The following is a 23,138-nucleotide window of genomic DNA, read 5'->3' as shown; positions in this document are numbered from 1 at the left end:
CCCGTCGCGTCACAGTCAGACGAGCCGCGCGCTGTTGGCGCCCTCGCCGGCCTCGATCATCACCTCGGCGCCGAACGGGTCGCCCGACTCGAGAGCGGCCAGCAGTGCGTCGTCGGAGCTGAGCGCCGCTACGCGGGTGTGGTCGTCGTGTGTTGTCGCGACGACGACACCGATCGGACCGCGCTTCGTGTGGTCGACCGTGTAGGTCTCCAGAGTTGCTGGCCCCGTGAAGAATTCGGCCACGGACAGCGACTTCTCGGCGTCGACTCGGCCCTGTAGTCGCCGATCGGCGCGCGGCACCCAACCGGCAGGCGTGGTCGAATAGACGCCGACCGACGTCTTGCTCATGATGCCGCCGTTGGCCACCACGAGCCCGAACGCGCCGGGCCGTGCCCGAAGCCGCTCGACGGTCTCGACGATCGCGTGGCTCGAGTAGTTGTGGCCGGGGCCGCCGAAGAACGGAAGGCCCCCGGTCACCGTCAACCCCGTCGGTGCGTCGGCGTCGAATCCCAGTGCGTCGCAGACGTTGAAGACGGGGATCGGGAAACAACTGTAGAGATCGACGGTTGCGAGGTCGTCGACTCCGACACCGGCCATGTCGAGCGCACCGGACGTCGCCATCGCCGCGGCCGGACTCGCGCCGATGTCGGCCCGGGCAAGAAGGGCCTGCTCGTGGAGGTCGGTGTGACCGTGCAGGAAAACCCATCGGTCGCGCGGTATCCCCATCGACGAGGCGTTCGCCACCGACGTGAGGATGATCGCCGAGCCGACGTTGACGAGGTCGCGGGCGACCACCAGTCGCGGATACGGCTGTGCGATAACGCGATTGGCGTCGGTGATCGTCGCCAGCTCGTCGACGGCGCGGACCACCGGCGACGCCGCGAACGGATTGGCCGCCGCGACCTCGGTGAACGGCGCGAACAGACGACCCATGGCACGACGATGCTCGTCGACGGTCGTACCGAGCCTGCGGCGTCGCGCGTTCTCCGCCAGCGCGTACGCCACCGGCATCGATGTCAGCCGATGTCGGATCATCGTCATGTCGATGAAGTCCTCGAAACGAGGTCCTCGGTCGTCGAGTTGGCCACCCACCTCTTCCCCGAAGTCGGGCCGGTCGTCGCGGTCGGCGAAATACCGCGCGGTCGAGGTGGCTTCGGCCCCGACGACGAGCACGCAGCGAGCCTCACCCGCGGCGATCGCCTCTGCGTGTTCGGTGACCAGCGATTGCGGTGACTGCCCACCGACGACCTCCAGGAGCGCCCGCTCCGGGGTCATGCCGACACGACGTGCCACCGATCGCGGATAGTTGTCGGATCGTCCCAGCGGGCTGGGAACGTGCGGCATGTTCTCCATCTCGCGAACGGCCGCGATGACGTCGACGCACTCGGCAACGGTGGCAGGGGCGCCGGTGTCGTCCAGCGCGGCGCGCGTGGCAGCGGACCCCAGATCGACACTCGACCACGCACGGTAGTCGGGGGTGTCGATGCGATCGCCCGCCTGGCCGACGCCGATGATGACCGGCGTGTGGGGATCGATGTGCATCAGCGTGATCGGCTGTTCCCGACGTCGCCGCGCGACAGGGGTTCTCTGGAGTCGCTGCGCGACACGGGTTTCCCGACCTCGCCGCTGTCGCGGCGGAGCACTCGCAGCGAACCCTCGACGCGCACCTCGGTGAACTCGCCGCTCGCGAGTGCCTGGCAATAGATCTCGTAGGGCGGTCGTCCGCCGTCGGCGGGGTCGGGGAAGACGTCGTGGATGAGCAGGGCGCCTCCGATCCGTACCCACGGCGCCCAACCGTCGAGATCGTTCTGTGCGGCCGTCATGGAGTGGCCGCCATCGATGAACACGAAGTCGGCGGGCGAACCCCAGATACGTGACGCGACCGTGGAGGGTGCGAGAATCCCGATCACGGTGTTCTCGAGATCGGCGTCGAACATGGTGCGCCGGAATCGTGCCGCCGTGTCGAGGGTGCCGGTGTGGGGGTCTACGAGCGTCGGGTCATGGTATTCCCAGCCGGGCTGGTGCTCCTCGGAACCGCGATGGTGGTCCACGGTCACGATGGTCGCGCCGAGTGGTTCGGCTGCCGCGCCGAGGAACACCGTCGACTTGCCGCAGTACGTACCGATCTCGATACCGAGCTTCGTCGAATCCTGTTGGGAGAGGTACTCTCCGGCGATCTCGAAGAGTGTTTGTGCTTCATCGAGAGGCATGAAGCCGGGGGTGTCGTCGGCGACTTGGCGCCGGGCGTCGGACGGGGCTGACGTCGGTTGTGACGCCGATGGTGCGCTCATGTCACAGATCCTAACCGTACGAGCGTTCGCTCCGCGTAGGGTTGGCAGCATGAAAGCACAGGTGCTCACCGAAGAGTCCGGTCCCAATGGTCTGCAGTTGACCGAGGTCGACGATCCTACGCCCGCCGACGGTCAGGTACTCGTCGACATCAAGTCGTGCGGCGTGTGTTTCCCCGACCTCCTGATGAGTCAGGGCAAGTACCAGTTGCGGCTGCCCCTTCCGTTCACGCCGGGGACCGAGGTCGCGGGTGTGGTTCGCGAAGCGCCGGCCGACTCGGGCTTCGCCGCGGGCGATCGCGTACTGGTCGCATCGATCGTCGGCGGATTCGCCGAGCAGGTCACGGCGGCGCCGGAACAATTGCTGCGGATGCCCGACGAGTTGTCGTTCGACGAGGGCGCCGCGATGGGCATCAACTTCCAGACCGCGCTGTTCGCGCTCAAGTTGCGCGCGCAGACGGCGCCCGGCGAGGTCGTCGGGGTGCTCGGCGCCGCCGGCGGCGTCGGCGTCGCCTCGATTCTCGTCGCGAAGGCCATGGGCGCCAGGGTCGTCGCGATCGTCCACCGAACGGGTGCTGAGGAGATGCTGCGAGAACTGGGCGCAGACCACGTCGTGCAGCTGTCCGACGGCTGGGGGGACCGGCTCAAGGAGTTCGCCCCGGAGGGCGTCGACGTGATGATCGATCCCGTGGGCGGAGACGTGTTCGACGAAGCGCTGCGCCAGGTCGCACCCGACGGTCGGTACGTGGTGATCGGTTTCGCCGCCGGCGGCATTCCGACGGTCAAGCTCAACCGTATCCTGTTTCGCAACATCGCCGTGGTCGGTGCCGCGTGGGGCGAGTACGTCCGCACTCACCCCGACGTGCCGGCACTGCTGCACGACGAACTGACCGAGATGATCGAGGCGGGTCTGCGCCCACCGGTGAGCGTGCGGTATCCACTCGCCGACCTCTCGCAGGCGTTGACGGATCTGTCCGAGGGACGGATCCTGGGTAAGGCGGTCGTGCACATCGCTGACTGAGCTGCGAGACGCCGGTCGAGCTCGTCGGGACCCCAGCCCGTCGAGACCACCCAGCTCGTCGAGACCACAGGAAGGATCCGCCATGTGTCGCAACATCACCGAGCTGCGTGGCCTCGAGCCACCGGCGACCGACGACGAGGTCGAGGCGGCAGCGCGTCAGTACGTGCGCAAGGTGAGCGGAATCCGACACCCGTCTGCAGCGAATTCCGACGCGTTCGAGGCGGCCGTCGCGGCGGTCACGGCAGCGACCGAAACGCTGCTCGACGCGCTACCGGAACGTCGACAACCTCCCAAGACGGTGCCCCCGCTGCGTCGTCCCGAGGTCCGGGCCCGCATCGCGGCGTCGCATACCGACTGATCCCGTCGACGAGTCGCTACGCGGCGCTGCCGACTCCGAACAGTGCGGCAGCGTTCTCGTAGAGCACGCCGCGCAGCCAGTCGTCGCCGAGCTCCAGTCGCACCAGCGCGTCGAGCGCCTCGGGTGTAGGGATACGGGATGTTCGGGTAGTCGCTGCCGAACAGGATCTTGTCGCCGAGGTCGACCAGCCGCGGCCGGAGTTCGACGGGGAACGGTGCGCCCTGTTCGGAGAAGTCGGTGAACGACATGGTTGTGTCGAGCCGGACGTTCTCGTACGTGTCGGCCAGATCGAGGAACGCGCCGAATTCCGGGGTTCCCATGTGTGCGACGATCAACGGCAGCGAGGGAAACTGCCGGAGCAGTGCTGCGATCGGCTCTGGACCGGTGAAACGGCCGGGCGCCGGGCCGGACCCGCAGTGGATGACCACGGGCACGCGTGAGTCGGCGATCTGCGCCCACACGCCGGTGAGGCTCGGGTCGAGGGGCGAGTAGTCGCCGACCTGGATGTGCGACTTGAAGACTCGCGTGCCGCGCTCGATCGCCGTCGAGACGTACGACGCCGCGTCGGGCTCCGGATAGAACGTCGCGGTGTGCAGGCAGTCGGGATGGTGAGCGGCGAAGTCGACGGCCCAGCCGTTGAGCCACTCGGCCATATTCGGCTTGTGCGGATAGATCATCGACGAGTAGGCACGAACCCCGAACGCCTGCAACGCCGACACGCGCACGTCCTCGTCAGCGCGGTAGGTGATCGGCCATTCGCGCCCGAGTAGCGGTCCGACCGAGTCGAAGTACGCCCACACCTTGTCCATCACGCGACGCGGCATGAAGTGGGTGTGCACGTCGATGATCCCGGGCAAACCCAAGCTGAGCCAGAACTGCCGAACCGCTGCGGCCTCGGCGGCCGTGAACGGGGCCGGAGGAGTGTCGTGGTCGTGAGCGGCGTTCGAGTGCGCTGGATCGGTCACAGGATCACCGTACGCCCACTGTCGGAGGGTCCTTGGGCACGATGAACAGACCTTCGGCCTCGACGGTGACACCCTCGGCATCCGACAGCGTGCCGCGCACCGTCTTCTTGCGGCCGACACGTTCGACGATCTCCGCACGAGCGACCAACCGCCCCAACGGGGTAGGTCGCAGATAGCGGAACTCGATCGTGCCGGTGTAGCTGGCCTCGTTGTCGACCGCGGCTGCCTCGCCCAGGACCTGGTCGAGGACGAGCGCGCAGACACCACCGTGGACGTGACCGGGTGGTCCCTCATAGGCGGCGCCGAGCGTGAATGTCGCGCGCACGCCGCGTCCGTCGGGCTCCGAATGCACCGGTGGCGCGATCGCGTTGCGCATCCCCATCACCGCGTTTCCCCATGCCATCCCCACCAGGTCGCTGGTGTAACGCACACCGTAGGAGCCGTCCATCTGCCGGGCGCGCAGGGTGTCGACGACATCCGCCACCGTACGTCGGGCATCGGCGATCACGTCGTCGTCGACCTCGGTGCGGATGACGGCGTCGACGAGGTCGCGCACCGACGCCACCAGCGGCTCGAAAACCGCGCGGCGGCGGGCGATCTCGTCGTCGGGAATGTCTTCCAGGGTGAAGTCCACGAGCTGATCTCCTAGGTCGGTGATGGCGTGACGGGCCGCACGTCAGCGAGGACGTCGTCCCTGTCGGCCGCGCAGATCACCCCGCGCGCGATGGCGTCGCTGGTCGCTTTCTCGTAGGCGAGCAGGTAGTCGGCTGGGGTGGGGTAGAGCGAGGCGAGTGTGGTGTCGGGCAGTCGCGTGGTCGAGCCGAAGAGCACACAGATGCGGGGCACGTCGCCGGTGACGACTCCGCTGAGTACTTCGGTGGGCGCGTCGACGCATGGGGTGCGGACGCCTCCGCGCACGTTTCCGACCTCGTCACGCATGTACCGGGGTGGCACAGAGGTGGGATCGACGTCGAGCGGCTGGGCAGTCGGGGGTGGGGTGCCGTCCTCGATCCAAGCCCGCAGGTGCGCGACCGCTGCACGGAGCACGAATACCTGCTGACCGCGATTGACCGGTGACGGACAGCCGAGGAGGTCTTCGAACTCGCCGATCTGGACGATGTCGGCATGTGATGTCCCGGCCACCTCCCACGCACGGAAGAGCTCCGAATCCGGTTGTCTGGCTTCGATGTATCGGAAATCGGTGAGGACGTCGGTTTCGGTTTGCACCACGAACACCGGTATCCCGGCATCGTCGGAGATCTGACGTGGCGGTTCCTGGTAGGCAGACGAGATGTCGATCGGCCCGCCTGCATCGCCGAGTGGTAGTTGCCCGAGAGGTCGAGAGTGGATCAGTGCGGCGTCTATCGACTCGTGCACTGTGGCAATCAGATTCACGTAGGTCGTCAGTGCCATCGCCGACTGCGATTCGCCTGCGGCGATCACCCAGCGAACATCGAGTCCCGCAAGCGGACTCGGCTCCCCGGTGGTGTTGCGCAGCGCAGTGATGATCGATCCGAACATGTCGTAGCTGTAGGCGTCGCCGGGGTGTTGCATGCCCGCATAGCGTTCGGGGTCCTTGCCCTCCAACGAATCGCCTTGTACGCCCGCTGTTCCCGCGCCCGTTGTCTCGAGATCGACAGAATCACGCCCGCCCGCGACGCCCGTGTACTGCGCGGAGATCCCCACGTACGCCGTGCCCGAACGGATGAGTTCCTCGGCGACATAGGTGTATTCGGGCGCGGAGTCGGCCCCGCTGCTGACGTTGAACCACTCGACGAGGACGTGACCGTTGAACTGTGCCGCGTCGGGTCGACGCACCAGGATGCGCGTCGTGAACGGTGCGGTGTCGACGCCGTCGAGACCACCGTCCGGTGTCTCGACGAAGCGCCGCGCGATACCGCTCGCCGCGTACTCGTGTTCGGAGTATCCGCGACCTGCGAGGTCCGGGCCGGGCGACGCAGACATGACACTCGTGTGACCGGCCCCGCCGGTGAGTTTGCGGAACGTGATGGGTTGCGCCATTCTCCGAGGCTAGCGCTGCGACTTGCGATGTTTGTTGATCACCTGGCCGAACATCATGTTCATCTTCGTTCCCAGCGGCCACCCGACGTAGTAGCAGAGGAACAACGCGATCTCCTCGAGTTGCTCAGGGGTCAGCTCCTCGTTGCCGAGTGCTGCGCCCGCCTGGATCTCCGCGACGTCGATCTGACCGGTCGCCGCGAGGGCACCGAGCAGGACGAGTCGTCGATCGCGAATGCTCAGTGCAGGTCGTGACCAGACCTCCGCGAAGAGCTGGTCAGCGGTGTGCGCGAAGTGCAGGCCGGGTCCGTCGGACATCTCCCATCCGTAGACCTGCGACATCAGGTCCAGACCGCGCTTGCGCTGTGCGGTCTGCGCATCGGTGGGCGCGCCGGATTCCGCGTCGTTACCGACAGCGGTGTCGTCGACGTCGGTCATTTCTCTCCTTCGCGATGTGGCACACCGAGACCGGTTGCCAGGTCGGTGAGTGCCTGTGTCCCCAGTGGTAGATCGACGTCGAGCTCGCCGCCGAGATCGAGCGCCAGTGAGAGGTCCTTCTCGCCGAGCTCGCGGACGTGCGTGAAGATGCCGTACCAGAAGTCGTCGGGATCGATCGGTGCCGTGGAGTCGCGCAGCATGATCGCCCCGGCGCCCCCGGTGATGGCGTCGGTGTGTCGGACCACCCTGCCGAGTTCGGCGACGTCGATGCCCGCGGCGTCGGCCAGACGTGAGGCTTCGGCGGTCGCCGCGAACGAGATGAAGTGCAGCAGATTGCGTGCGAGCTTCATCCGCGTGCCCGCCCCGACCTGCTCTCCCGCGTGCACCACCATGTCCGCGGTCAACGCGAACGGTTCCGTCAACCGCAGATACGCCTCACGGGGACCGCCCACCATGACGGCCAGCCGACCCTGTTCCGCGCCGGGGGCGCCGCCGGAGATGGGCGCGTCGAGGAGCGTCACGCCGTGTTCGGCGCACTCGGCGGCCAGGGTGAGGGCGGTCTGCGGACTGATAGTCGAGTGGACTGTGACCACGGTGCCGGGCGCTGCGCCCGTGAGCAGGCCGCCGTCGCCGGTCACCACGGCGCGGACCTGGTCGTCATCGCGCACACAGACCCCGATGACGTCCGACGACGACGCGAGTTCCGACAGCGATGACGCCGCGTGTGCGCCCTGATCGACCACCTTCGCGACAGCATCGGGGGCGAGATCGAAAACCGTCAGTCCGCCAGGCCATTTCGCGAGTCGTCCGGCCATGGGTCCACCGATGTTGCCGAGCCCGACGTAGCCGAGCCGCACGACGGGACCGGCGGGGTGAGCCTCGTCGTGCGCTGTGTCGGTGCTCATGAGCGGATGACCTGCCCGCCGTCGACGTTGAAGATCTGACCGGTGACCCAACTCGCCTCGTCGGACAGGAGGAACAGGCACATGCCGACCAGGTCTTCTGGCTGACCGAAACGCTTGAGCGGCAGCCGGTTCACGATGTCGGCGACCATCTCCTTCGGGGTCGTCTCACGCGTCGCCTCGGTGTCGATCGGCCCCGGCGCGATGGCGTTGACGCGAATGTTCTGGCCCCCGAGTTCGGTGGCGAGTTGCTGCGTGAGTCCGTTGACGCCGACCTTCGCGAGCCCGTAGAACCCGCTGTACAGCCACGCGGCCGTGGATGACTGGTTGACGATCGCGCCGCCGTTGCGCATGTGGCCGTAGACCGCGCGGGTCACGTTGAGTGCACCGTCGAGGTTGACGCTCATGAATTTCTTGTAGTAGTCCCACGGGACGGTGATGAGGAAGTCGAGTTTCATGCCGCCGTAGATCGCGGCGTTGTTGACGAGGCCGTCGATGTTTCCATACGCGTCGACGGTCGCGGCCGCGAGAGCCTGCGCCGACTCGGGGTCGGAGACATCGGTGTGGACGTAGCGCCCGCCGATGTCGGCTGCGACCTTCTCGCCCGCCTCGTCGTTGAGGTCGGCGATCACGACGTTCGCACCCTCCGCAGCCAGGCCGCGTGCATACGCCTCGCCGATGCCGCCCGCGGCTCCGGTGACGATGTAGGTGCGATCGGTGAATCGTGTGGCTGTTCGTTCGGATGTCATTGAACTGCTTTCTGTCTCAGTGTGCTGCTTGCTGTTCGGGTGTGGTTCCTGCGCCGACCGACATGCACCGGGAGATCGGCCCGTCGCGATCAGGCGGGCTCAGCGATGGCCTTGGTCTCCAGGTATTCCTCGAAGCCTGCGACGCCCATCTCTCGGCCGATGCCCGATTGCTTGTATCCGCCGAAGGGGACGTCAGCCGAGTACCAGATGCCGCCGTTGATCGACATGGTTCCGGTGCGGACCCCGTCGACGACCCTGTTGATGCGCGCGCGATCGGTGCCCCATACGGCTCCCGACAGGCCGTACGGGGAGTCGTTGGCGATACGGATGGCGTCGTCGTCGCCGTCGTGGGGGAGGATCACGAGCACGGGGCCGAAGATCTCCTCCTGCGCGGTGCGTGACGAGTTGTCGAGTCCGGAGATGAGGGTGGGGGAGACGAAGAATCCCCTGTCCTTGTCTGCGGGGCGATCGCCACCGACCTCGATGGTCCCTCCCTCGGTCTGTGCGAGTTCGATGTAGGACTCGACGCGCTCGCGCTGTCTCGCGGAGATCACCGGGCCGCAGATCGTTCCGGGATCGGCGGGGTCCGCGGCCGCGAAACCCGACATGGAGTCGCGGGCCAAGGCTGTTGCCTCCGAGAGCTTTTCACGTGGGACCACGAGTCGGGTGGTGATCGCGCAGCCCTGGCCCGCGTGGGTCACGACGGCGAACGCGGCCATCGAGACGGCCGACGCGAGGTCGGCGTCGTCGAGCACGATGAACGCCGACTTTCCGCCCAGTTCGAGAAAGACCTTCTTGAGTGACTCGGCGGCCGACGCCATCACCTTCTTGCCGGTTGCCGTCGATCCGGTGAACGAGACGATGTCGACCCGCGGATCGGTGGACAGCTGTGCGCCCAATGCGTGATCACTCGATGTCACGATGTTGACCACGCCCGGTGGGAAATCGGTCTCCTCGGCGATCACCTTCCCGACGAGCGCGGCGCACCAGGGTGTGTCGGGCGCGGGTTTCAGAACGACGGTGCAGCCCGCGGCGAGTGCAGGTCCGATCTTGGCGAAGTTGATCTGATGCGGGAAGTTCCACGGAGTGATGGCGCCGACTACGCCGACGGCCTCTTTGCGGACCTCGCGTGTGTTCTTGATTCCCATGGGTTTCGCTTCGCCGAGATCGTGCGTCCACGTGTATTTCTCGGCGAGGTCGGCGAAGTATCCGAGGTCGTTGATCGGTCCCTCGAGTTGGGGGCCGTGGGTCAGGAAGACGGGGCAACCGACCTCGGCGACGGTGAGCTCCCGCAGTTCGTCGGTGTGGCGCAGAAGTGCGTCGCGTAGTTGCCGCAGGCAGTGCGCGCGGAATCCCGCGTCGCGCGACCAGCTCGTCGTGTCGAAGGCGTGGCGTGCGGCGGCGATCGCCGCGTCCATGTCGTCGGCGGTCGCATCGGCCGCCTGGCCGATGACCTCCTCTGTTGCGGGGTTGACGATGTCGAAGACACCGCCGGTACCGGGGGTGAGTTTGCCGTCGATCAGTAGATCCGACGCTGATGCTGGACGAAGAGACATGGAATGGGACTCCGATGACTACTGGAAGACTATCTGGACAGGTGTCTGGACTCGCGTTCAAACCTAGTGTAGCGTCGGTCACATGTCCAGCCCCGTGTCGCAGGAATCCACCCGTCGCCGACTGTCCGCCCAGCAGGCCGAGACAGTCGCGAAGTTGACGGATGCCGCGGTCGAGGTACTCAATGCCGAGGGGTTCGACGGTCTCACCGTCCGCGCGGTCGCCAAGCGGGCGGGAGTCGCGCCCGCGACGGCCTACACCTACTTCTCGTCGAAGAGTCACCTTGTGGCAGAGGTGTTCTGGCGCCGACTCGCCGAGGGCATCCCCGAGGTCGACATGGCTTTGTCTCCCGAAGATCGTGTCGCCGAGATCCTGCGGAACGTCTCACTGGTGGTCGCGGGTGAAGGGCAGCTCGGCGGCGCCGTCACCGTCGCATTACTCGGCACCGACCCCGACGTCGAGCACCTCCGGCTGCGGATCGGCGGGTTCATCCGTACCCGGCTCGCGCAGGCTCTCGAGGTCGACGTCGAGCGTCCGGGCCCGGTCGTCGACGCACTCGAGATGCTCTACGCGGGAGGTCTTGTCCATGCGGGCATGGGGCACCTGAGCTACGAACAGACATCCGAACGACTCGTCGCCGCAGCCCGACTGATTTTGTCGGCCAGGTCCTAGTACCCGGTGGGACGCTCGGGCCACAGTCGTGACCCGCGGTGTTCCGCGCGAGGTATGCACACATCGTCAATGGAGGTTCATCGATGACCGAGACCGCAACGGTCGCGGGGATGCAGCAGCGGATCCCCTTCGACCCCTACGCCTACGACTTCCACGAGGACCCCTACCCGACGTACGCGCGGTTGCGCGCCGAGGCTCCCGTGTACTACAACTCCGACTTGGATTTCTGGGCGCTCGCCGGCCATGACGACGTGCGCACGGCGTTTCGTGACAGCGTGAACCTGTCGAATGCGTGGGGTGTCTCGATGGACCCGTCGTCCTACGGTCCCGACGCGCACAAGTCGATGTCGTTCCTCGCGATGGACGATCCCAAGCACATGCGCATCCGCAAGCTCGTCTCGAAAGGTTTCACCCCGCGCCGGGTCAACGACCTCGCCGGCCGCATCACCGCACTGACACACCATCATTGGAGCGCCTGCCTGGACAAGGGCGAGTTCGACTATGTCGCCGACTTCGCCGGGTTGCTGCCGATGGACGTCGTCTCGGAGATGCTCGGGGTGCCCGAATCCGATCGCGCATTCCTGCGGACTCAGTCGGATCTGTTGCTCCACCGTGAGGAGGGCGTCCTCGACATCCCGGAAGCAGCTGTGTACGCCTACATCGAGTTGCACAAGTACTACTCGGCGCTGATCGCCGAACGGCGCAACAACCTCGGCGACGACCTCGTCTCCGCGCTCATCACGGCGGAGATCGACGACGACGAGACGGGAGAGAAGGCGACCCTGACCGAGGACGAGATCGTCGGTTTCATGGTGCTCATGGTGGTCGCGGGTAATGAGACGACCACCAAACTCCTTGCCAACGCGCTGTATTGGGGATGGCGCAATCCCGACCAACTCGCCAAGGTGCTCGCCGACCCCGAGGCGGTCCCGCAGTGGACAGAAGAAACACTGCGCTACGACAATTCGACGCAGATGGTGTTACGCAAGGTGGCCGCCGACGTCTCCTACGGCGACCATGTCATTCCCGAGGGCCATCGCGTCCTGCTCCTCGTCGGTTCGGCCAATCGCGACGAGACCGTGTTCGACGACGCGTCGTCGTATCAGATCGGCCGCGACTGCAGCCAGGCGTTGATGAGTTTCGGTATGGGCGCACACTTCTGTCTCGGCGCACATCTCGCGCGACTCGAAGCGAACATCGGTCTCGCCGAAGTGGTTCGGTCCATCCGTGCGGTCGATATCGACATGGCGAATGCCGAGCGTGTGCACTCGGTGAACGTTCGCGGATTCGCTTCCCTCCCAGTGACAGTGACGGTGCGCTGATGGCCTACATCCCCCACCCCGAACGACGTCCGGTCCTGGTTGCCGGAGCGTCGTCGGGTATCGGAGCGGCGACCGCCGAATACCTCGCTGCCGCCGGCCATCCCGTCGCTCTCGCGGCGCGACGCGTCGACAAGCTCCAGGAACTGGCCGACCGGATCGCCGCCGATGGCGGAGAGGCTGTCGCCGTGCCGCTCGACGTCACCGACGAGGCGTCGGTACGTGACTGCGTGGCGAAGGCACAGGCGGCTCTGGGCCCGATCGAGATCGCGGTCGCCGGCGCGGGCGACCTCGACATCGGGCTGTCCTACGAGATGAGCGAGGCCGACTTCGCCTCTCAGATCGACATCCACCTCGTCGGGGCGCACCGGCTCTACCGCACGATCGTGCCGGGCATGATCGAGCGCGGTCGCGGCGACTTCGTCTTCATCGGATCCGACGTCGCGGTGCACCCGCGTCCGTGGTCCTCGGCGTACGTCGCTGCGAAGACGGGGGTCGACGGTCTGGTCGCCACCGCGCAACTCGAACTCGAGGGAACCGGCGTACGAGCCAGCATCATTCGGCCGGGCCAGACCATCACGGGTATGGGTTTCAACCTCGCGCCCGACGTCATGGAGAAGATGCTCAACTCGTGGATCACCCACGGATTGGCCAGGCACGGCAATTTCCTTGCGCCCGAGCACATCGCTCAGGCGATCTCTGCCATCGTCGGCATGCCACGTGGTGCCCACATGCGTGTCGTCGAGGTGGAGGCCGAAGGCGCGATCCCACGTGACAAGAGCGGCGAAGGAGACACGAAATGACCACACTGACAACGCCCAAGCGGGTGTCAGGGGGCGACGGTGAGCACGGACACCTCGACGAGCTCGCGGCCGATCCGATCGGCCTGTTCTGGCGCGTACGCGACGAGTGCGGCGACGTCGGGCAGTTCCAGCTCGCCGACCGCGAAGTGGTCCTGGTCTCCGGTGCCGCGGCCAACGAGGACTTCTTCCGTGCGCCAGAGGAGGATCTCGATCAGGCAGCGGCCTATCCCTTCATGACACCGGTCTTCGGCGAGGGAGTGGTCTTCGACGCCAGTCCCGAGGAACGGTCCAAGGCGATCCACAACGCTGCGCTCAAGGGCCCGCACATGAAGCAGCATGCGGTGACGATCCCCAACGAGGTCGAACGCATCATCTCGCGGTGGGGCGACGAGGGCGAGATCGACCTGCTGGAGTTCTTCGGCGAGCTCACGCTCTACACCTCGTCGGCGTGCCTGATCGGGCGCAAGTTCCGTGAACAACTCGACAAGCGCGTGTCGGAGTTGTTCCACGATCTCGAGAAGGGGACCGATCCGATTGCGTACGTGGACATGTACGCCGACATCGACAGTTTCCGCAAACGCGACGCGGCGCGGGCCGAACTCGTCGACTTCATCCAGGGTGTGATGAACGAGCGCATCGCGCATCCCACCGAGGACAAAGAGGATCGCGACCTCATGGATGTGCTCATCCAGGTCGGATTCGACGCGAACACCATCACCGGGATGTTCATCTCCATGATGTTCGCCGGGCACCACACCACCCAGGGCACAGCGGCCTGGACCCTGATCGAGTTGCTGCGCAATCCCGACTACATGAGGCGGGTGTACGACGAACTCGACGAGATCTACGGCGACACACCCGCGGCCGAGCGACCCGAGTACACATTTGCCCACACCCGGCAGATGCCGCAGTTGGAGAACGCCTTGAAAGAGGCGCTGCGGCTACATCCACCCCTGATCATCCTGATGCGTCTCGTGCAGCAGGATTTCCAGATCGAGGACTTCGAGGTGCGGAAGGGTCAGACGATCGCGGTGTCGCCTGCCGTCTCCAACCGGCTACCCGACGACTTCCCGAATCCCGACGTCTTCGACCCCGACCGGTACGAGAAGCCGCGTCAGGAAGACCTCGCGAATCGGTGGACGTGGATCCCCTTCGGGGCAGGCAGACACCGTTGCGTAGGAGCGCAATTCGCGATCATGCAACTCAAGGCGATCTTCTCGGTGCTCTTCCAGAACTACGAGTTCGAGATGTCGCAACCCTCGGACACCTACCGCAACGACCACTCGAAGATGGTCGTGCAACTGCAGCAGCCATGCTGGGTGACCTATCGCAGGCGGCAGAAGTAAGAGGTGACGCGCATGCGTATCGAGGTTGATCTCGACATCTGCCAGGGTCACGGCATGTGTCAGATGGAAGCACCGGACATCTTCGAGGCCGAGGTCGATCACGTCGAGATCCTCGACCCTCGGCCGGACGAGAGCAAACGCGCAGAGGTGGAGGCGGCAGTGCAGTACTGCCCCACACAGGCATTGCGCATCGTCGACGACAGCGATGAGTGAATACCGACAGCGACGAGTGAGAACAGGTGGCGACGCATGACACAGACAGCGAGAAGGGGTGACGTGATGGCATTCGACAGGGCCGAACTCGAAGAGATGAAGGACCGGTGGCTCGCGGCGAACATCGAGGCCGAGAAGGCGGGGGACTGGACACCGCTCGCCGACTTCTACACCGAGGACGCGACATACGGGTGGAACTACGGTCCCGACAAGGACTTCATGGCGATCGGCCGTGACGAGATCCGCGACATCGCGCTCGGGCAGGAGATGGAGGGACTCGAGGGGTGGACCTATCCGTATCAGGAGTGGGTGATCGACGACCGGACGGGTTCGATGATCGGTTTCTGGAAGCAGGTCTACGAGCGCAAGCGTGAGGACGGCACCAACTACGCACTCGAAGGCATCCAGGGAAGTTGGTTCAAGTACGGTGGCGACTTCCAGTTCCGTTGGCAGCGCGACTTCTTCGACTACGGCAACGTCTCGGCATTGTTCATCGAGCTGCTCAAGGACAATGCGATGAGCGACGGGATGCTCAAGCGGATCGAGAAGGCGACCGGAGATCAACCGGGCTGGTACCCCTTCGGCAAAGCGCCGGTCGAGTTCTGGTGACCGAAGAGAAGACACCGTCGACGATGACGCCAACAGCCCACACGTACTCGGATCTCACCCAGCAGCAACTCGCCGTCCTCGTGCCCGAACTACTGCTGTCGGGACAACTGATCGACCGCAGCGGAATGGCGCATCTCATCAGCGCTTTCGGGCGGGAGACGATGGCGCAGGTCGCGATCGAGGAATGGATGGCCTCGAGTCCGGTGTACACGCATCGGATGCGTGAGGCGCTCGGCGTCGACGGCGACGGCGTCGCCGACATGTTCAAGTGTCTTCAGCTCGACATCGGTGCGCCACCGCAGTTCATGGATTTCCGCTACGAGATCGACGACGACTACCACGGCTCGTTCGTGCTCAATCACTGTGGTGCACTGATGGACGTCGAGCCACTCGGTGACGACTACGTCACCGCGATGTGTCACGACATCGAGGATCCGACATTCGACGCCACCGCGATCGCGACGAATCGTCGTGCCCGTATCCGGCCAGTTCATCGGCCACCCCGCAGGCCCGCCGATCAGCATCCGCATTGTGCGTGGACGGTGACGATCGAACCGGATCGGGACGAGCTTCCGTTGCCGCCGGATGCGGAGGAGATGTTCACCAGGCGTGCGGCTTCGGTGGAGCTGAGTGCTATCGACACCGCCGCGACCGACGGCCGCGTCGACTACCGCGGAGATCTCTGCGACGACCTGCAGTTCCGCGAGTGGTCACACTCCGCTCTCGTCCGAATCGCGGAAGAGGTCGCATTGCAACATCAGCTGCTCGCGCTCGGCTTCCTCGTCTCGCTTCGGCGATACGCGCACGGCGTCGAGCAGGTCGACGAGATCTATCGCAAACAACTGACCGGGATCGCGGGACTCGCTGCGGACCGTCTGCGATCTGCTCTACGACTGTCACCCGGCGCGGACGGGCTTGCCACCGTGCTCTCGCTCATCCCGGTGCTGGGCCCCGTGCAGTACACCGGCGTAACCGCAGAAGTCGTCGACGATGGTGTGCTGTTGCGCATTCCGCACCACTCCGACGCGCAATCGGACGGTGGCTGGCTGAGCCTGTTCGACGTCGATCACCTCGAACCGCTCTCGGCCATTGCGACAGGAGTGGATGCGCACTGGGCTGTCGACGCGGCCACCGACACCGGCGACCTGCTCGAGGTGACGTTCGCGCAGACCGACGACGTGCATCCGGAGAGTGGCGAGGTCGCCATCGCGCGATTCAGCTCCGGCGCATCGTGGGAGTTCGTCGACAGGGGTCGTTCGTTGCCCATCACTCCGATCGGCAGTCCGGTCTGATGTCAGCGCGTCGCGTGGATGACGCCGCCTGATGCCCGCAGACGTGCCGATCGACGCGCACCTGTCCGGACGGGTCGCGATCATCGCGGGGTCGACCCGAGGAATCGGTCTGGAAGTGGCGTATGCCCTTGCCGGGCGCGGTGTCTCGCTGGTGGTCAACGGTCGTGACAAGTCCGCGGTCGACGACACCGTCACCGAGATCACCGGCGGCGGCGGATACGCGGTGGGGGTCTGTGGGTCTGCGGGTGACGAGGGCGTCGCCGAACGGATGGTCACGACGGCGCTCGACACGTTCGGCGCACTCGACGTCGCCGTCAACTGTGCAGGCATCGCGGAGCCGCCGGGGTCGACGGTACTCACCATCGGAGTCGACGAGTTCCGCGAACAGGTCGACGCGCATCTGATGAGCGCCTTCTTCCTCACGCAGGCCGCGGCCCGGGTGTTCGTCGAGCAGCAGGCCGGATCGATCGTGCTGACGGGATCGGCGGCGTCGCTCGGGACCTTCGGCGGTAGCGGCTACCCCGCGGCCAAGGGAGGCGTCAATGCGCTGGCACTTGCCGCGGCAGGGGATCTCAAGGGCTCCGGTGTGCGCATCAATGTGGTGATGCCCGGCGCGAAGTCGCGATTGTCTTCGGGACCGGACTACATTCGACACATCGAACGCCTGCATGAGCGCGGAATCCTCGACGAGTTCACCCGCGACGCCGCGCTCGATCCCGCGCCACCGGAGTACGTGGCCCCGCTCTACACCTTCCTCGCAAGCGACGCCGCTGCCGACATCACCGGACAGATCTTCACGGCGTCGGGTGGCTTCATCGGACGATACGAACCCGCTCAACCGACCTTCGTCGCCTATCGCGACCACAAGGACTCCGGGCCGTACAGCTTGGTCGAGCTCGCGGGCCTGCTCCTGAAGTGACCGTCAGCTCGTGCCGGGTGCACCGATACCGACACATCCCATACCGGCGACCCGCAGTGTCTGGGACCGGGATTAGGCGGCTCTCAGGTGAGTCGACGTTCTACGGAGCCGGGGGTCGATGCTGCCGATCGACGCCGCGCGGCGCGGTCCACCCAGAACCGGGCACCCTCGGCGATGGCCTCGGTGACCGGCTGCGGATGCCAACCGAGTTCGCGAACGGCCTTGTCGTGACTCATCTCCGGAATGCAGTGCATGAGGCGGACCGTTCCGATGCGGAGTCGTCCGGGGGATCGCGATAGTGTCGACATCGCCGATCCCGCTGCGCCGGCGGCATAGAGCGCGGCGCGGCCGAGGACCGGGCGCGGCGGTCTACGTCCCGCGGCTGCAGCAGCGATCCGGATGACCTCTCCGAGATCGATCGACCGTTCCGAGACGATATAGCGTTCACCGTTGTGCCCGTGTTCCGCGGCGAGGATGAGCGCCTGTGCGGCGTCGTCGATTCCCACCGATTCGCATCGCATTCCACGTATGCCGAACGGTAGCTTGCCGAGTGCGGCGCCCGCGACGAACGACCCGTGCGGGGTCGGAGCGATGTCACCCGCGCCGTAGGTGTTCGACACGCACATCGCCACGACGGGTACCTCGTGCTCGTGCGCGTATCCGAGTGCGAGGCGTTCGGCCGCGACGCGTGATCTCACGTAGTCGGTTGCTCGTCGTTCCCAATTGAACTCGGTCGATTCGTCTGCGACCCCCGACACCGGGACACCTATCGTGGCCATGGTGCTGGTGAAGACGAAGCGGCGCAGCGGCATTCGCGCTGCAATCTCCAGCACCGAGCGAAGGAGCTCGACATTGGTCGCATACAGCGGAGCGGGGTCGAGCAGCCAGGCCCTTGTGTCGACAACGCAGTGATAGACGTCGGTGCATCCCGACATCGCCTCCGCGACCACGTCGGCGTGGTTCAGCTCGCCCACACGACGCTCGACGTCGAGGTCGTCGGTCGCGCGCGTGTCGCTGGTGGCGCGAACCAGGATGCGTACCTTCTCGCCCGACGCGACGAGCCGGCGCGTGAGCGTCGAACCGAGAAATCCGCTCGCACCGATGACAAGGCTCGTCATCGCAGACGCTCCGGGGCGAGATCGGCAAACGCTGCAGCCGTTCGGTCGAGCATCACCCGGAACATCGCGTCACCTCGTTCGGTCGGCTGCGCCGCCGCGGCGCCGAAGACGATGATCAGCGGGGCCTGGATGAGGTTGCCGATGTAGTCGCGCCAACACGCGTCGAGTGTGTAGTTCGGGTTGTGCAGTGCGTGGTGGTATGCGGCGACGATGTCTCGTTCGTGCGCGCGGCGATCCTCGGTCGTCAGGCTGGTCGCGAGGAGAAACGCTATGTCGCGCATCGGATGTCCGGTGGTGATCGTCTGCCAGTCGAGTATCGACAACGAGCCGTCGTCGCGGAACATCACGTTGTCGACGCGGAGGTCTCCGTGGATGAGCGCGAAGTGCTCGGGAGCCCTCCGCAGCCACGGTGCCGCGTCGCGGATCATCGCGTCGACGGTGGCCGACTGCGGGCCGGTGAGTTCGCACCGGGCGCGGTACACGTCCGCCATCGGTTCGAGTAGCGACTCCATCAGGTCGCAGTCGGTCGGGGTCGGTAGCGGAAAGTCGTCGAGGAGTGACGCGTCGTTCCAGCGTGGGCCGTGCAGGCCCGCGGCTGCGATGGCGACCGCACGCACCTGGTCGGGGGAGCATGCGGCGATCTGGTCGCCTTGGCGTGCGTCGGCGATGTCTTCGAGCAGCAGGACGAACTCGCTTCCGGATTCGGATGAGACCGCCGCGAACGCCGAGGGCGTCGGCACGCGGAAGGTCGAGACGAGTTCCTGATAGAAGCGGACCTCGTTGCGGAAGGCGCCGGAACCGAATTCGCGCTGTTCGACGGGACCGGTCGCGAGCTTGGCGACCATCGTGTCGGGAAGCCCGCATGGTTGTGCGTAGCGCAGGGCCAGCCGATACGAACTGGCCATCTGGCCGGTGCCGACGGGTGCGGCCTCGACGTCGACGACTCGCGCGTCGTCGTGGCCGTGTGCGGCGAAGAGTTCGGTGAGCCATTCGGGACTCAGACCGTCGACGTCCGTGGGGATTCCGGTGGGTAGCGGGGTGCTCACAGGTCTGCTCCTCGTGCTGTCATGAGACCCGGATTGGCGGGCAGTTCGCGGTGATCAGGGGACCGGAGTGTACGATAGGCGCTCACCACCGGCTGTAACTCGCTCGGTGTCGCGCCGTGGAGCACCACGGAGTCGACGCCGAGGTCGAATTGATGAGCAACGGCTGCCGCACAGTTCTCGGCCGAACCGACGGCTGAGTCGGCCACCCAGTGCGGGGGAATGACGTGTGCGAGTTCGGCGAGTTGCTCGACGGTAGCTGTGGCATCGATCGGTCCGGTGGCCCCGGAGAAGGCAGTCGTCGCGCGAATCCGGTCGAGATCGTCGGTGTTCCACTGGTTTGCCCGCATGAGCACATCCGGGTAGCCCTGCAGATACGTGGCGAGGCGGCCGTAGAGCCTACGCAGGCGGTCCTCCTCGGAGAGCTCGTCGCCGACCGTCGCGATGACCGACCAGATCCGGATCGCGGCGGGGTCGCGCCCCGCGCGCTCGGCTGACGCCCTGACCGTGGCGACGGCTTCCGACGTCGCGGCGTCACCGAGGAACGTGTGCAGGACGACCCCGTCGGCGATGCGACCGGCCAGTTCCAGTGTGCGACGGCTCATGGTCACCAGCAGAATCGGAACGTCGTTGACGGCGGCACCGAGATTGAGCAGGGGATACGAGCCAGCCGGTCCGGTATGTCCGAGGATCATCTCGCCGCGCCAGAGTCGGCGCAACACGTCGACGATGTCGGTTAGCTGTGCGCTAGTCACCTCATCGATGCCGAGAACCTGCCACTGGGCGGCGATACCCCGACCGAGCCCCAACGCGAACCGGTCGTTGGTCAACTCGGCGAGGGTCGCGCCCATCGTGGCGGTGATGATCGGATGTCGTGTGTTGTGATTCGTCGCGGCAGTCGCGATCCCCATTCGCTTGGTCGCCGCGCCGAGTGCACCGCTGAGCACGGCGGCATCCTTGATGTTGAATCTCTCGGAGACGAAAGCAGTACCGAGTCCGATGCTTTCGGCCAACGCCGCCTCCTCGACGAGCCGGGCGGGGGCGACCGGATGCCGCGACAGCGCGTAATAGCCGAGTTCGGAGAGCATGGTCGACGCCGACCCGTATCCGTCAGACGCCCGCCGGAGCGCTCGACCGGTAGTCGGTCGAGCGCGGCTCTCGCACCCAGAGCGTGCCGTCGCCGGCGTCCACGCCTTCCTTCTTGAGTTGTCGTTTGACGATCTTGTTGGTGGCAGTCGTCGGCAGATCGTCGGCTATCCGGACATACCGGGGCCATGCCTTCGGCGACAGATCGGGTTGTGCGGCAAGGAATTCAGCGAACTCGTAAGGGGTGAGCGAACTGTCGTCGGTGAGGATGACAGCGGCCATGACCGCATCGCCGACCTGCTCGTCCGGCACCCCGTACACGGCGACCTGACTGATATCGGGGAGTCGCAGCAGTATGCGCTCGATGGGGCCCGCGGTCATGTTCTCGCCGTCGACACGCATCCAGTCTCCGGTACGACCGGCGAGGTAGAGCCAGCCGTCGGCGTCACGGTAGGCCAGGTCGCCCGACCAGTACATACCGTCGCGGAGTCGTTCCGATGTCGTGGTCGGATCGTTGTAGTAGCCGGTGAACATGCCTGCGCCGGAGGTGTTGACGATCTCCCCGATCGCGTCGTCGGCGTTGGTGAGTGCGCCCGTGTCGTCGAATTCGGCTGCGGGACACTCGGTTCCGGTTGCGGGGTCGTAGACCGCCACACCGGGAAAGCCCTTGCCGACCGACCCGCGCGGAGTGCCCGGTTCGCGTGTGATGATGATGGCCAACTCGGTGGAGCCGAAGCCGTCCCAGACCTGGCAGTCGAAACGCCGCGAGAAGTCGTCGATGTCGCGGTCGGACGCCTCGTTCCCGAACGCGGCACGCAACGGGTTGTCGGCGTCGTCGGTGCGCTCCGGGGTGGCGAGGATGTAGGCGAGCGGCTTGCCGACGTAGTTCATGTACGTCGCGCCGTAGCGTCGGATGTCGTCGAGGAAGCGCGACGCCGAGAACTTCGCGGGCACCATCGCCGCGCCCGACACGGCTGCCACGCAGTAGCCGCCGAGAAGTGCAGCGGAATGGAACAGCGGCATCGAGAGGTAGCAGATGTCGTCGGAGGTGATGCCGAAGCGCTCTGCCAGCGGTGGTCCGGCGAACGGGATCAGCATGTGCGCCAACTGGACCGGTTTGGGATTGCCGCTCGTGCCCGACGTGAAGATGAGCATGAATGGGTCGGTCGCGGTGGGCACGGAGTACGGAGTCAACTCGTCGGCGTCGAGTAGTTGTCGCGACCACTCGGGCGACGACACGTCGATCACCGCGACGCCGGGAAGGTCGAGGCCGTCGAGCAGGGGTAAATGTTCGGCGTCGGTGAGCAGGATCTGGCAGTCGCCGCGCGCGATGTCGCCGGCCAAGGCGGCGCCGCGTCGGGTGTTGTTGATTCCGACCGTCACGTACCCGCCGAGCGCACCCGCCGCCAGGGCGATGAGCATGGCCGGACTGTTGTCGAGGAGCACACCGATGTGCATCGGTCGGTCGCGGTCGGCGCGCCCGAGGACCACGGCCGCGGTGCGTCGTGCGTCGTCGAGATACTCGCGCCAGGTCCACCGATGGTCCTCGTGCAGGATCGCGAGCGAATCGTCGTTGCCACGGTCGATCAGGAGTTCAGTCACGGTCTGCGCCATGCGCCAAATCTAGAACCTGTTCCATAAAGAGGTGTACAGATTCGCGAAATTGTCTACTGGCGTCGTCGAACGCTGTTCGACGTGGACTTTCAGCGCGAGATGGTGCCGCTGCCGGGGCTCAGTGTGTAGGTGTTGCCACCCTGTCCGACGACGCTCGTGGTGAACGAGATCGAGCCGGCACCGGTTCGCAGTGGTGGACTGAGTGCCGGCTTGCCGCCCGTGCATGCGGGGAACGTCGTGGTGCCGCTCTGCTTGGTCGTGCGGTTGTGCCACTCGAACCCGACGACAGCCGTGCGCAGCGCCTGGGTGCACGCGTTGCCCGGCATCGGTTCGAGCCACACGCGGAGCGTGTCCGGGTCGGGCGATGCCGCGGCGATGGGAGCGACGAACGCCGCGAAGGGGATGTCACCGCTGGTCGCGACACCCGCGTTCGGCGTCTGCGAGATCGACGACGACGGTATCTGCGGATCGACGGCGGGGGCCGCATGCGCAGTGCCGCCCGTTGTCAGCAGCGTCGACGCCGACACCAGCCCAATGGCTCCTGCCGCGAACACGGCGCGTTGAAGATTTCGTCCCACTGGTACCACCAGCCCCTTCTGTCACAGATGCGGTCAACGGTACCAGCGGTGTGCCGACCGGGCCAGGCGCGGGCGGGGGTTGGCGCGGGCGGTGCGGCGCGGCGGGTGCGCCGCGTGCAGAAAGTAGGGGAAGGGGTCTTTCCGTGGGTTTTGTGCGTTTCCGTGGGAGGTTTCGCGGGGAAGGGTCGGGAAGTAGGGGAAGGGTGCGGGGCCGGGCGCAGGAAGTAGGGGA

The 23,138-nt window shown here is 66.0% G+C and carries 24 protein-coding genes and 1 pseudogene; 10 read left to right on the top strand and 15 right to left on the bottom strand.

Annotated features, from left to right (window positions below; translation table 11 throughout):
• Positions 1–15: 15 nt before the first annotated feature.
• Together GOOTI_RS01555 and GOOTI_RS01550 are read right to left on the bottom strand one after the other, a co-directional pair.
• The gene (locus GOOTI_RS01555; RefSeq protein ID WP_007236792.1) at positions 16–1,542 is read right to left on the bottom strand and encodes an acetyl-CoA acetyltransferase; all 1,527 of its coding nucleotides are present in this window, start codon (positions 1,540–1,542) and stop codon (positions 16–18) included.
• Complete coding sequence (locus GOOTI_RS01550) at positions 1,542–2,291, bottom strand: class I SAM-dependent methyltransferase (protein ID WP_007236791.1); 750 nt, start codon at positions 2,289–2,291, stop codon at positions 1,542–1,544. The genes GOOTI_RS01555 and GOOTI_RS01550 overlap by 1 nt, the downstream gene beginning before the upstream one ends.
• A 49-nt stretch (positions 2,292–2,340) precedes the next feature.
• Between GOOTI_RS01550 and GOOTI_RS01545 the strand changes: the two genes are divergently transcribed.
• Positions 2,341–3,309, top strand: a complete 969-nt coding sequence (locus tag GOOTI_RS01545; RefSeq protein WP_039993084.1) for an NADPH:quinone oxidoreductase family protein — start codon at positions 2,341–2,343, stop codon at positions 3,307–3,309.
• A gap of 82 nt (positions 3,310–3,391) precedes the next feature.
• Complete coding sequence (locus GOOTI_RS01540; protein WP_039993083.1) at positions 3,392–3,667, top strand: DUF2277 domain-containing protein; 276 nt, start codon at positions 3,392–3,394, stop codon at positions 3,665–3,667.
• Positions 3,668–3,683: 16 nt separating this feature from the next.
• Here the strand turns inward: GOOTI_RS01540 and GOOTI_RS01535 are convergent.
• The 7 genes and pseudogenes from GOOTI_RS01535 to GOOTI_RS01505 all read right to left on the bottom strand — a co-directional run bounded on the left by GOOTI_RS01535 (position 3,684) and on the right by GOOTI_RS01505 (position 10,296).
• Positions 3,684–4,632: pseudogene (locus GOOTI_RS01535) on the bottom strand (amidohydrolase family protein).
• 4 nt (positions 4,633–4,636) lie between these two features.
• Complete coding sequence (locus tag GOOTI_RS01530; protein WP_007236788.1) at positions 4,637–5,266, bottom strand: PaaI family thioesterase; 630 nt, start codon at positions 5,264–5,266, stop codon at positions 4,637–4,639.
• A gap of 11 nt (positions 5,267–5,277) precedes the next feature.
• A complete protein-coding gene (locus GOOTI_RS01525) occupies positions 5,278–6,654 on the bottom strand; it encodes an alpha/beta hydrolase domain-containing protein (protein ID WP_007236787.1) in 1,377 nt (458 codons plus the stop codon).
• Between the two features lie 9 nt (positions 6,655–6,663).
• Positions 6,664–7,089, bottom strand: coding sequence for a carboxymuconolactone decarboxylase family protein (locus tag GOOTI_RS01520; protein ID WP_007236786.1), 426 nt, complete (start codon positions 7,087–7,089; stop codon positions 6,664–6,666).
• On the bottom strand, positions 7,086–7,994 hold the full coding sequence (locus GOOTI_RS01515; RefSeq protein WP_007236785.1) for an NAD(P)-dependent oxidoreductase: 909 nt from the start codon (positions 7,992–7,994) through the stop codon (positions 7,086–7,088). Before GOOTI_RS01515 ends, GOOTI_RS01520 begins: the two co-directional genes overlap by 4 nt.
• A complete protein-coding gene (locus GOOTI_RS01510) occupies positions 7,991–8,740 on the bottom strand; it encodes an SDR family oxidoreductase (protein WP_007236784.1) in 750 nt (249 codons plus the stop codon). The genes GOOTI_RS01515 and GOOTI_RS01510 overlap by 4 nt, the downstream gene beginning before the upstream one ends.
• Before the next feature lie 89 nt (positions 8,741–8,829).
• Positions 8,830–10,296: an aldehyde dehydrogenase gene (locus GOOTI_RS01505; protein ID WP_007236783.1), complete on the bottom strand. Its 1,467-nt coding sequence runs from the start codon at positions 10,294–10,296 to the stop codon at positions 8,830–8,832.
• An 82-nt stretch (positions 10,297–10,378) separates the two neighbouring features.
• Between GOOTI_RS01505 and GOOTI_RS01500 the strand changes: the two genes are divergently transcribed.
• From GOOTI_RS01500 to GOOTI_RS01465, 8 genes are all read left to right on the top strand, one after another.
• The gene (locus GOOTI_RS01500) at positions 10,379–10,966 is read left to right on the top strand and encodes a TetR/AcrR family transcriptional regulator (RefSeq protein ID WP_007236782.1); all 588 of its coding nucleotides are present in this window, start codon (positions 10,379–10,381) and stop codon (positions 10,964–10,966) included.
• An 83-nt stretch (positions 10,967–11,049) separates the two neighbouring features.
• The gene (locus GOOTI_RS01495; protein WP_007236781.1) at positions 11,050–12,288 is read left to right on the top strand and encodes a cytochrome P450; all 1,239 of its coding nucleotides are present in this window, start codon (positions 11,050–11,052) and stop codon (positions 12,286–12,288) included.
• On the top strand, positions 12,288–13,088 hold the full coding sequence (locus GOOTI_RS01490) for an SDR family oxidoreductase (protein WP_007236780.1): 801 nt from the start codon (positions 12,288–12,290) through the stop codon (positions 13,086–13,088). Before GOOTI_RS01495 ends, GOOTI_RS01490 begins: the two co-directional genes overlap by 1 nt.
• A complete protein-coding gene (locus tag GOOTI_RS01485) occupies positions 13,085–14,434 on the top strand; it encodes a cytochrome P450 (protein ID WP_007236779.1) in 1,350 nt (449 codons plus the stop codon). The genes GOOTI_RS01490 and GOOTI_RS01485 overlap by 4 nt, the downstream gene beginning before the upstream one ends.
• A gap of 12 nt (positions 14,435–14,446) precedes the next feature.
• Complete coding sequence (locus tag GOOTI_RS01480; protein WP_039993089.1) at positions 14,447–14,647, top strand: ferredoxin; 201 nt, start codon at positions 14,447–14,449, stop codon at positions 14,645–14,647.
• Positions 14,648–14,713: 66 nt separating this feature from the next.
• On the top strand, positions 14,714–15,256 hold the full coding sequence (locus GOOTI_RS01475; RefSeq protein WP_007236777.1) for a Cif family virulence factor: 543 nt from the start codon (positions 14,714–14,716) through the stop codon (positions 15,254–15,256).
• 23 nt (positions 15,257–15,279) lie between these two features.
• Positions 15,280–16,548 carry a hypothetical protein gene (locus tag GOOTI_RS01470; protein WP_007236776.1) on the top strand — a complete coding sequence of 423 codons (1,269 nt, stop codon included), beginning with the start codon at positions 15,280–15,282 and terminating at the stop codon, positions 16,546–16,548.
• Positions 16,549–16,579: 31 nt separating this feature from the next.
• Positions 16,580–17,467, top strand: coding sequence for an SDR family NAD(P)-dependent oxidoreductase (locus tag GOOTI_RS01465; protein WP_007236775.1), 888 nt, complete (start codon positions 16,580–16,582; stop codon positions 17,465–17,467).
• A gap of 83 nt (positions 17,468–17,550) precedes the next feature.
• Here the strand turns inward: GOOTI_RS01465 and GOOTI_RS01460 are convergent, their stop codons facing one another.
• From GOOTI_RS01460 to GOOTI_RS26440, 6 genes are all read right to left on the bottom strand, one after another.
• Positions 17,551–18,585, bottom strand: coding sequence for an NAD-dependent epimerase/dehydratase family protein (locus GOOTI_RS01460; protein ID WP_007236774.1), 1,035 nt, complete (start codon positions 18,583–18,585; stop codon positions 17,551–17,553).
• The gene (locus GOOTI_RS01455; RefSeq protein ID WP_007236773.1) at positions 18,582–19,631 is read right to left on the bottom strand and encodes a phosphotransferase family protein; all 1,050 of its coding nucleotides are present in this window, start codon (positions 19,629–19,631) and stop codon (positions 18,582–18,584) included. Before GOOTI_RS01455 ends, GOOTI_RS01460 begins: the two co-directional genes overlap by 4 nt.
• Positions 19,628–20,716, bottom strand: a complete 1,089-nt coding sequence (locus GOOTI_RS01450) for a TIGR03857 family LLM class F420-dependent oxidoreductase (protein WP_007236772.1) — start codon at positions 20,714–20,716, stop codon at positions 19,628–19,630. The genes GOOTI_RS01455 and GOOTI_RS01450 overlap by 4 nt, the downstream gene beginning before the upstream one ends.
• 22 nt (positions 20,717–20,738) lie before the next feature.
• Positions 20,739–22,328 carry a fatty-acid--CoA ligase FadD1 gene (fadD1, locus tag GOOTI_RS01445; protein WP_007236771.1) on the bottom strand — a complete coding sequence of 530 codons (1,590 nt, stop codon included), beginning with the start codon at positions 22,326–22,328 and terminating at the stop codon, positions 20,739–20,741.
• Positions 22,329–22,417: 89 nt separating this feature from the next.
• Positions 22,418–22,906, bottom strand: coding sequence for a hypothetical protein (locus GOOTI_RS01440; protein ID WP_233425392.1), 489 nt, complete (start codon positions 22,904–22,906; stop codon positions 22,418–22,420).
• 33 nt (positions 22,907–22,939) lie between these two features.
• Positions 22,940–23,138, bottom strand: a 199-nt coding sequence (locus GOOTI_RS26440; protein ID WP_007236769.1) for a hypothetical protein, incomplete at its 5' end; no start/stop codon positions are given.

It is taken from the genome of Gordonia otitidis NBRC 100426 (assembly GCF_000248075.1).
Classification (GTDB): Bacteria; Actinomycetota; Actinomycetes; order Mycobacteriales; family Mycobacteriaceae; genus Gordonia; species Gordonia otitidis.
Note: the sequence above shows the minus strand (reverse complement) of the source record. Positions and strands in the feature narration are given on the sequence as shown.

Excerpts from the sequence above, each read along its gene's own strand:
- GOOTI_RS01555 (WP_007236792.1), bottom strand. The coding sequence starts at position 1,542 with ATGCACATCGATCCCCACACGCCGGTCATCATCGGCGTCGGCCAGGCG.
- GOOTI_RS01550 (WP_007236791.1), bottom strand. The coding sequence starts at position 2,291 with ATGAGCGCACCATCGGCGTCACAACCGACGTCAGCCCCGTCCGACGCC.
- GOOTI_RS01545 (WP_039993084.1), top strand. The coding sequence starts at position 2,341 with ATGAAAGCACAGGTGCTCACCGAAGAGTCCGGTCCCAATGGTCTGCAG.
- GOOTI_RS01540 (WP_039993083.1), top strand. The coding sequence starts at position 3,392 with ATGTGTCGCAACATCACCGAGCTGCGTGGCCTCGAGCCACCGGCGACC.
- GOOTI_RS01525 (WP_007236787.1), bottom strand. The coding sequence starts at position 6,654 with ATGGCGCAACCCATCACGTTCCGCAAACTCACCGGCGGGGCCGGTCAC.
- GOOTI_RS01520 (WP_007236786.1), bottom strand. The coding sequence starts at position 7,089 with ATGACCGACGTCGACGACACCGCTGTCGGTAACGACGCGGAATCCGGC.
- GOOTI_RS01515 (WP_007236785.1), bottom strand. The coding sequence starts at position 7,994 with ATGAGCACCGACACAGCGCACGACGAGGCTCACCCCGCCGGTCCCGTC.
- GOOTI_RS01510 (WP_007236784.1), bottom strand. The coding sequence starts at position 8,740 with ATGACATCCGAACGAACAGCCACACGATTCACCGATCGCACCTACATC.
- GOOTI_RS01505 (WP_007236783.1), bottom strand. The coding sequence starts at position 10,296 with ATGTCTCTTCGTCCAGCATCAGCGTCGGATCTACTGATCGACGGCAAA.
- GOOTI_RS01500 (WP_007236782.1), top strand. The coding sequence starts at position 10,379 with ATGTCCAGCCCCGTGTCGCAGGAATCCACCCGTCGCCGACTGTCCGCC.
- GOOTI_RS01495 (WP_007236781.1), top strand. The coding sequence starts at position 11,050 with ATGACCGAGACCGCAACGGTCGCGGGGATGCAGCAGCGGATCCCCTTC.
- GOOTI_RS01490 (WP_007236780.1), top strand. The coding sequence starts at position 12,288 with ATGGCCTACATCCCCCACCCCGAACGACGTCCGGTCCTGGTTGCCGGA.
- GOOTI_RS01485 (WP_007236779.1), top strand. The coding sequence starts at position 13,085 with ATGACCACACTGACAACGCCCAAGCGGGTGTCAGGGGGCGACGGTGAG.
- GOOTI_RS01480 (WP_039993089.1), top strand. The coding sequence starts at position 14,447 with ATGCGTATCGAGGTTGATCTCGACATCTGCCAGGGTCACGGCATGTGT.
- GOOTI_RS01475 (WP_007236777.1), top strand. The coding sequence starts at position 14,714 with ATGGCATTCGACAGGGCCGAACTCGAAGAGATGAAGGACCGGTGGCTC.
- GOOTI_RS01470 (WP_007236776.1), top strand. The coding sequence starts at position 15,280 with ATGACGCCAACAGCCCACACGTACTCGGATCTCACCCAGCAGCAACTC.
- GOOTI_RS01465 (WP_007236775.1), top strand. The coding sequence starts at position 16,580 with ATGCCCGCAGACGTGCCGATCGACGCGCACCTGTCCGGACGGGTCGCG.
- GOOTI_RS01460 (WP_007236774.1), bottom strand. The coding sequence starts at position 18,585 with ATGACGAGCCTTGTCATCGGTGCGAGCGGATTTCTCGGTTCGACGCTC.
- GOOTI_RS01450 (WP_007236772.1), bottom strand. The coding sequence starts at position 20,716 with ATGCTCTCCGAACTCGGCTATTACGCGCTGTCGCGGCATCCGGTCGCC.
- fadD1 (WP_007236771.1), bottom strand. The coding sequence starts at position 22,328 with ATGGCGCAGACCGTGACTGAACTCCTGATCGACCGTGGCAACGACGAT.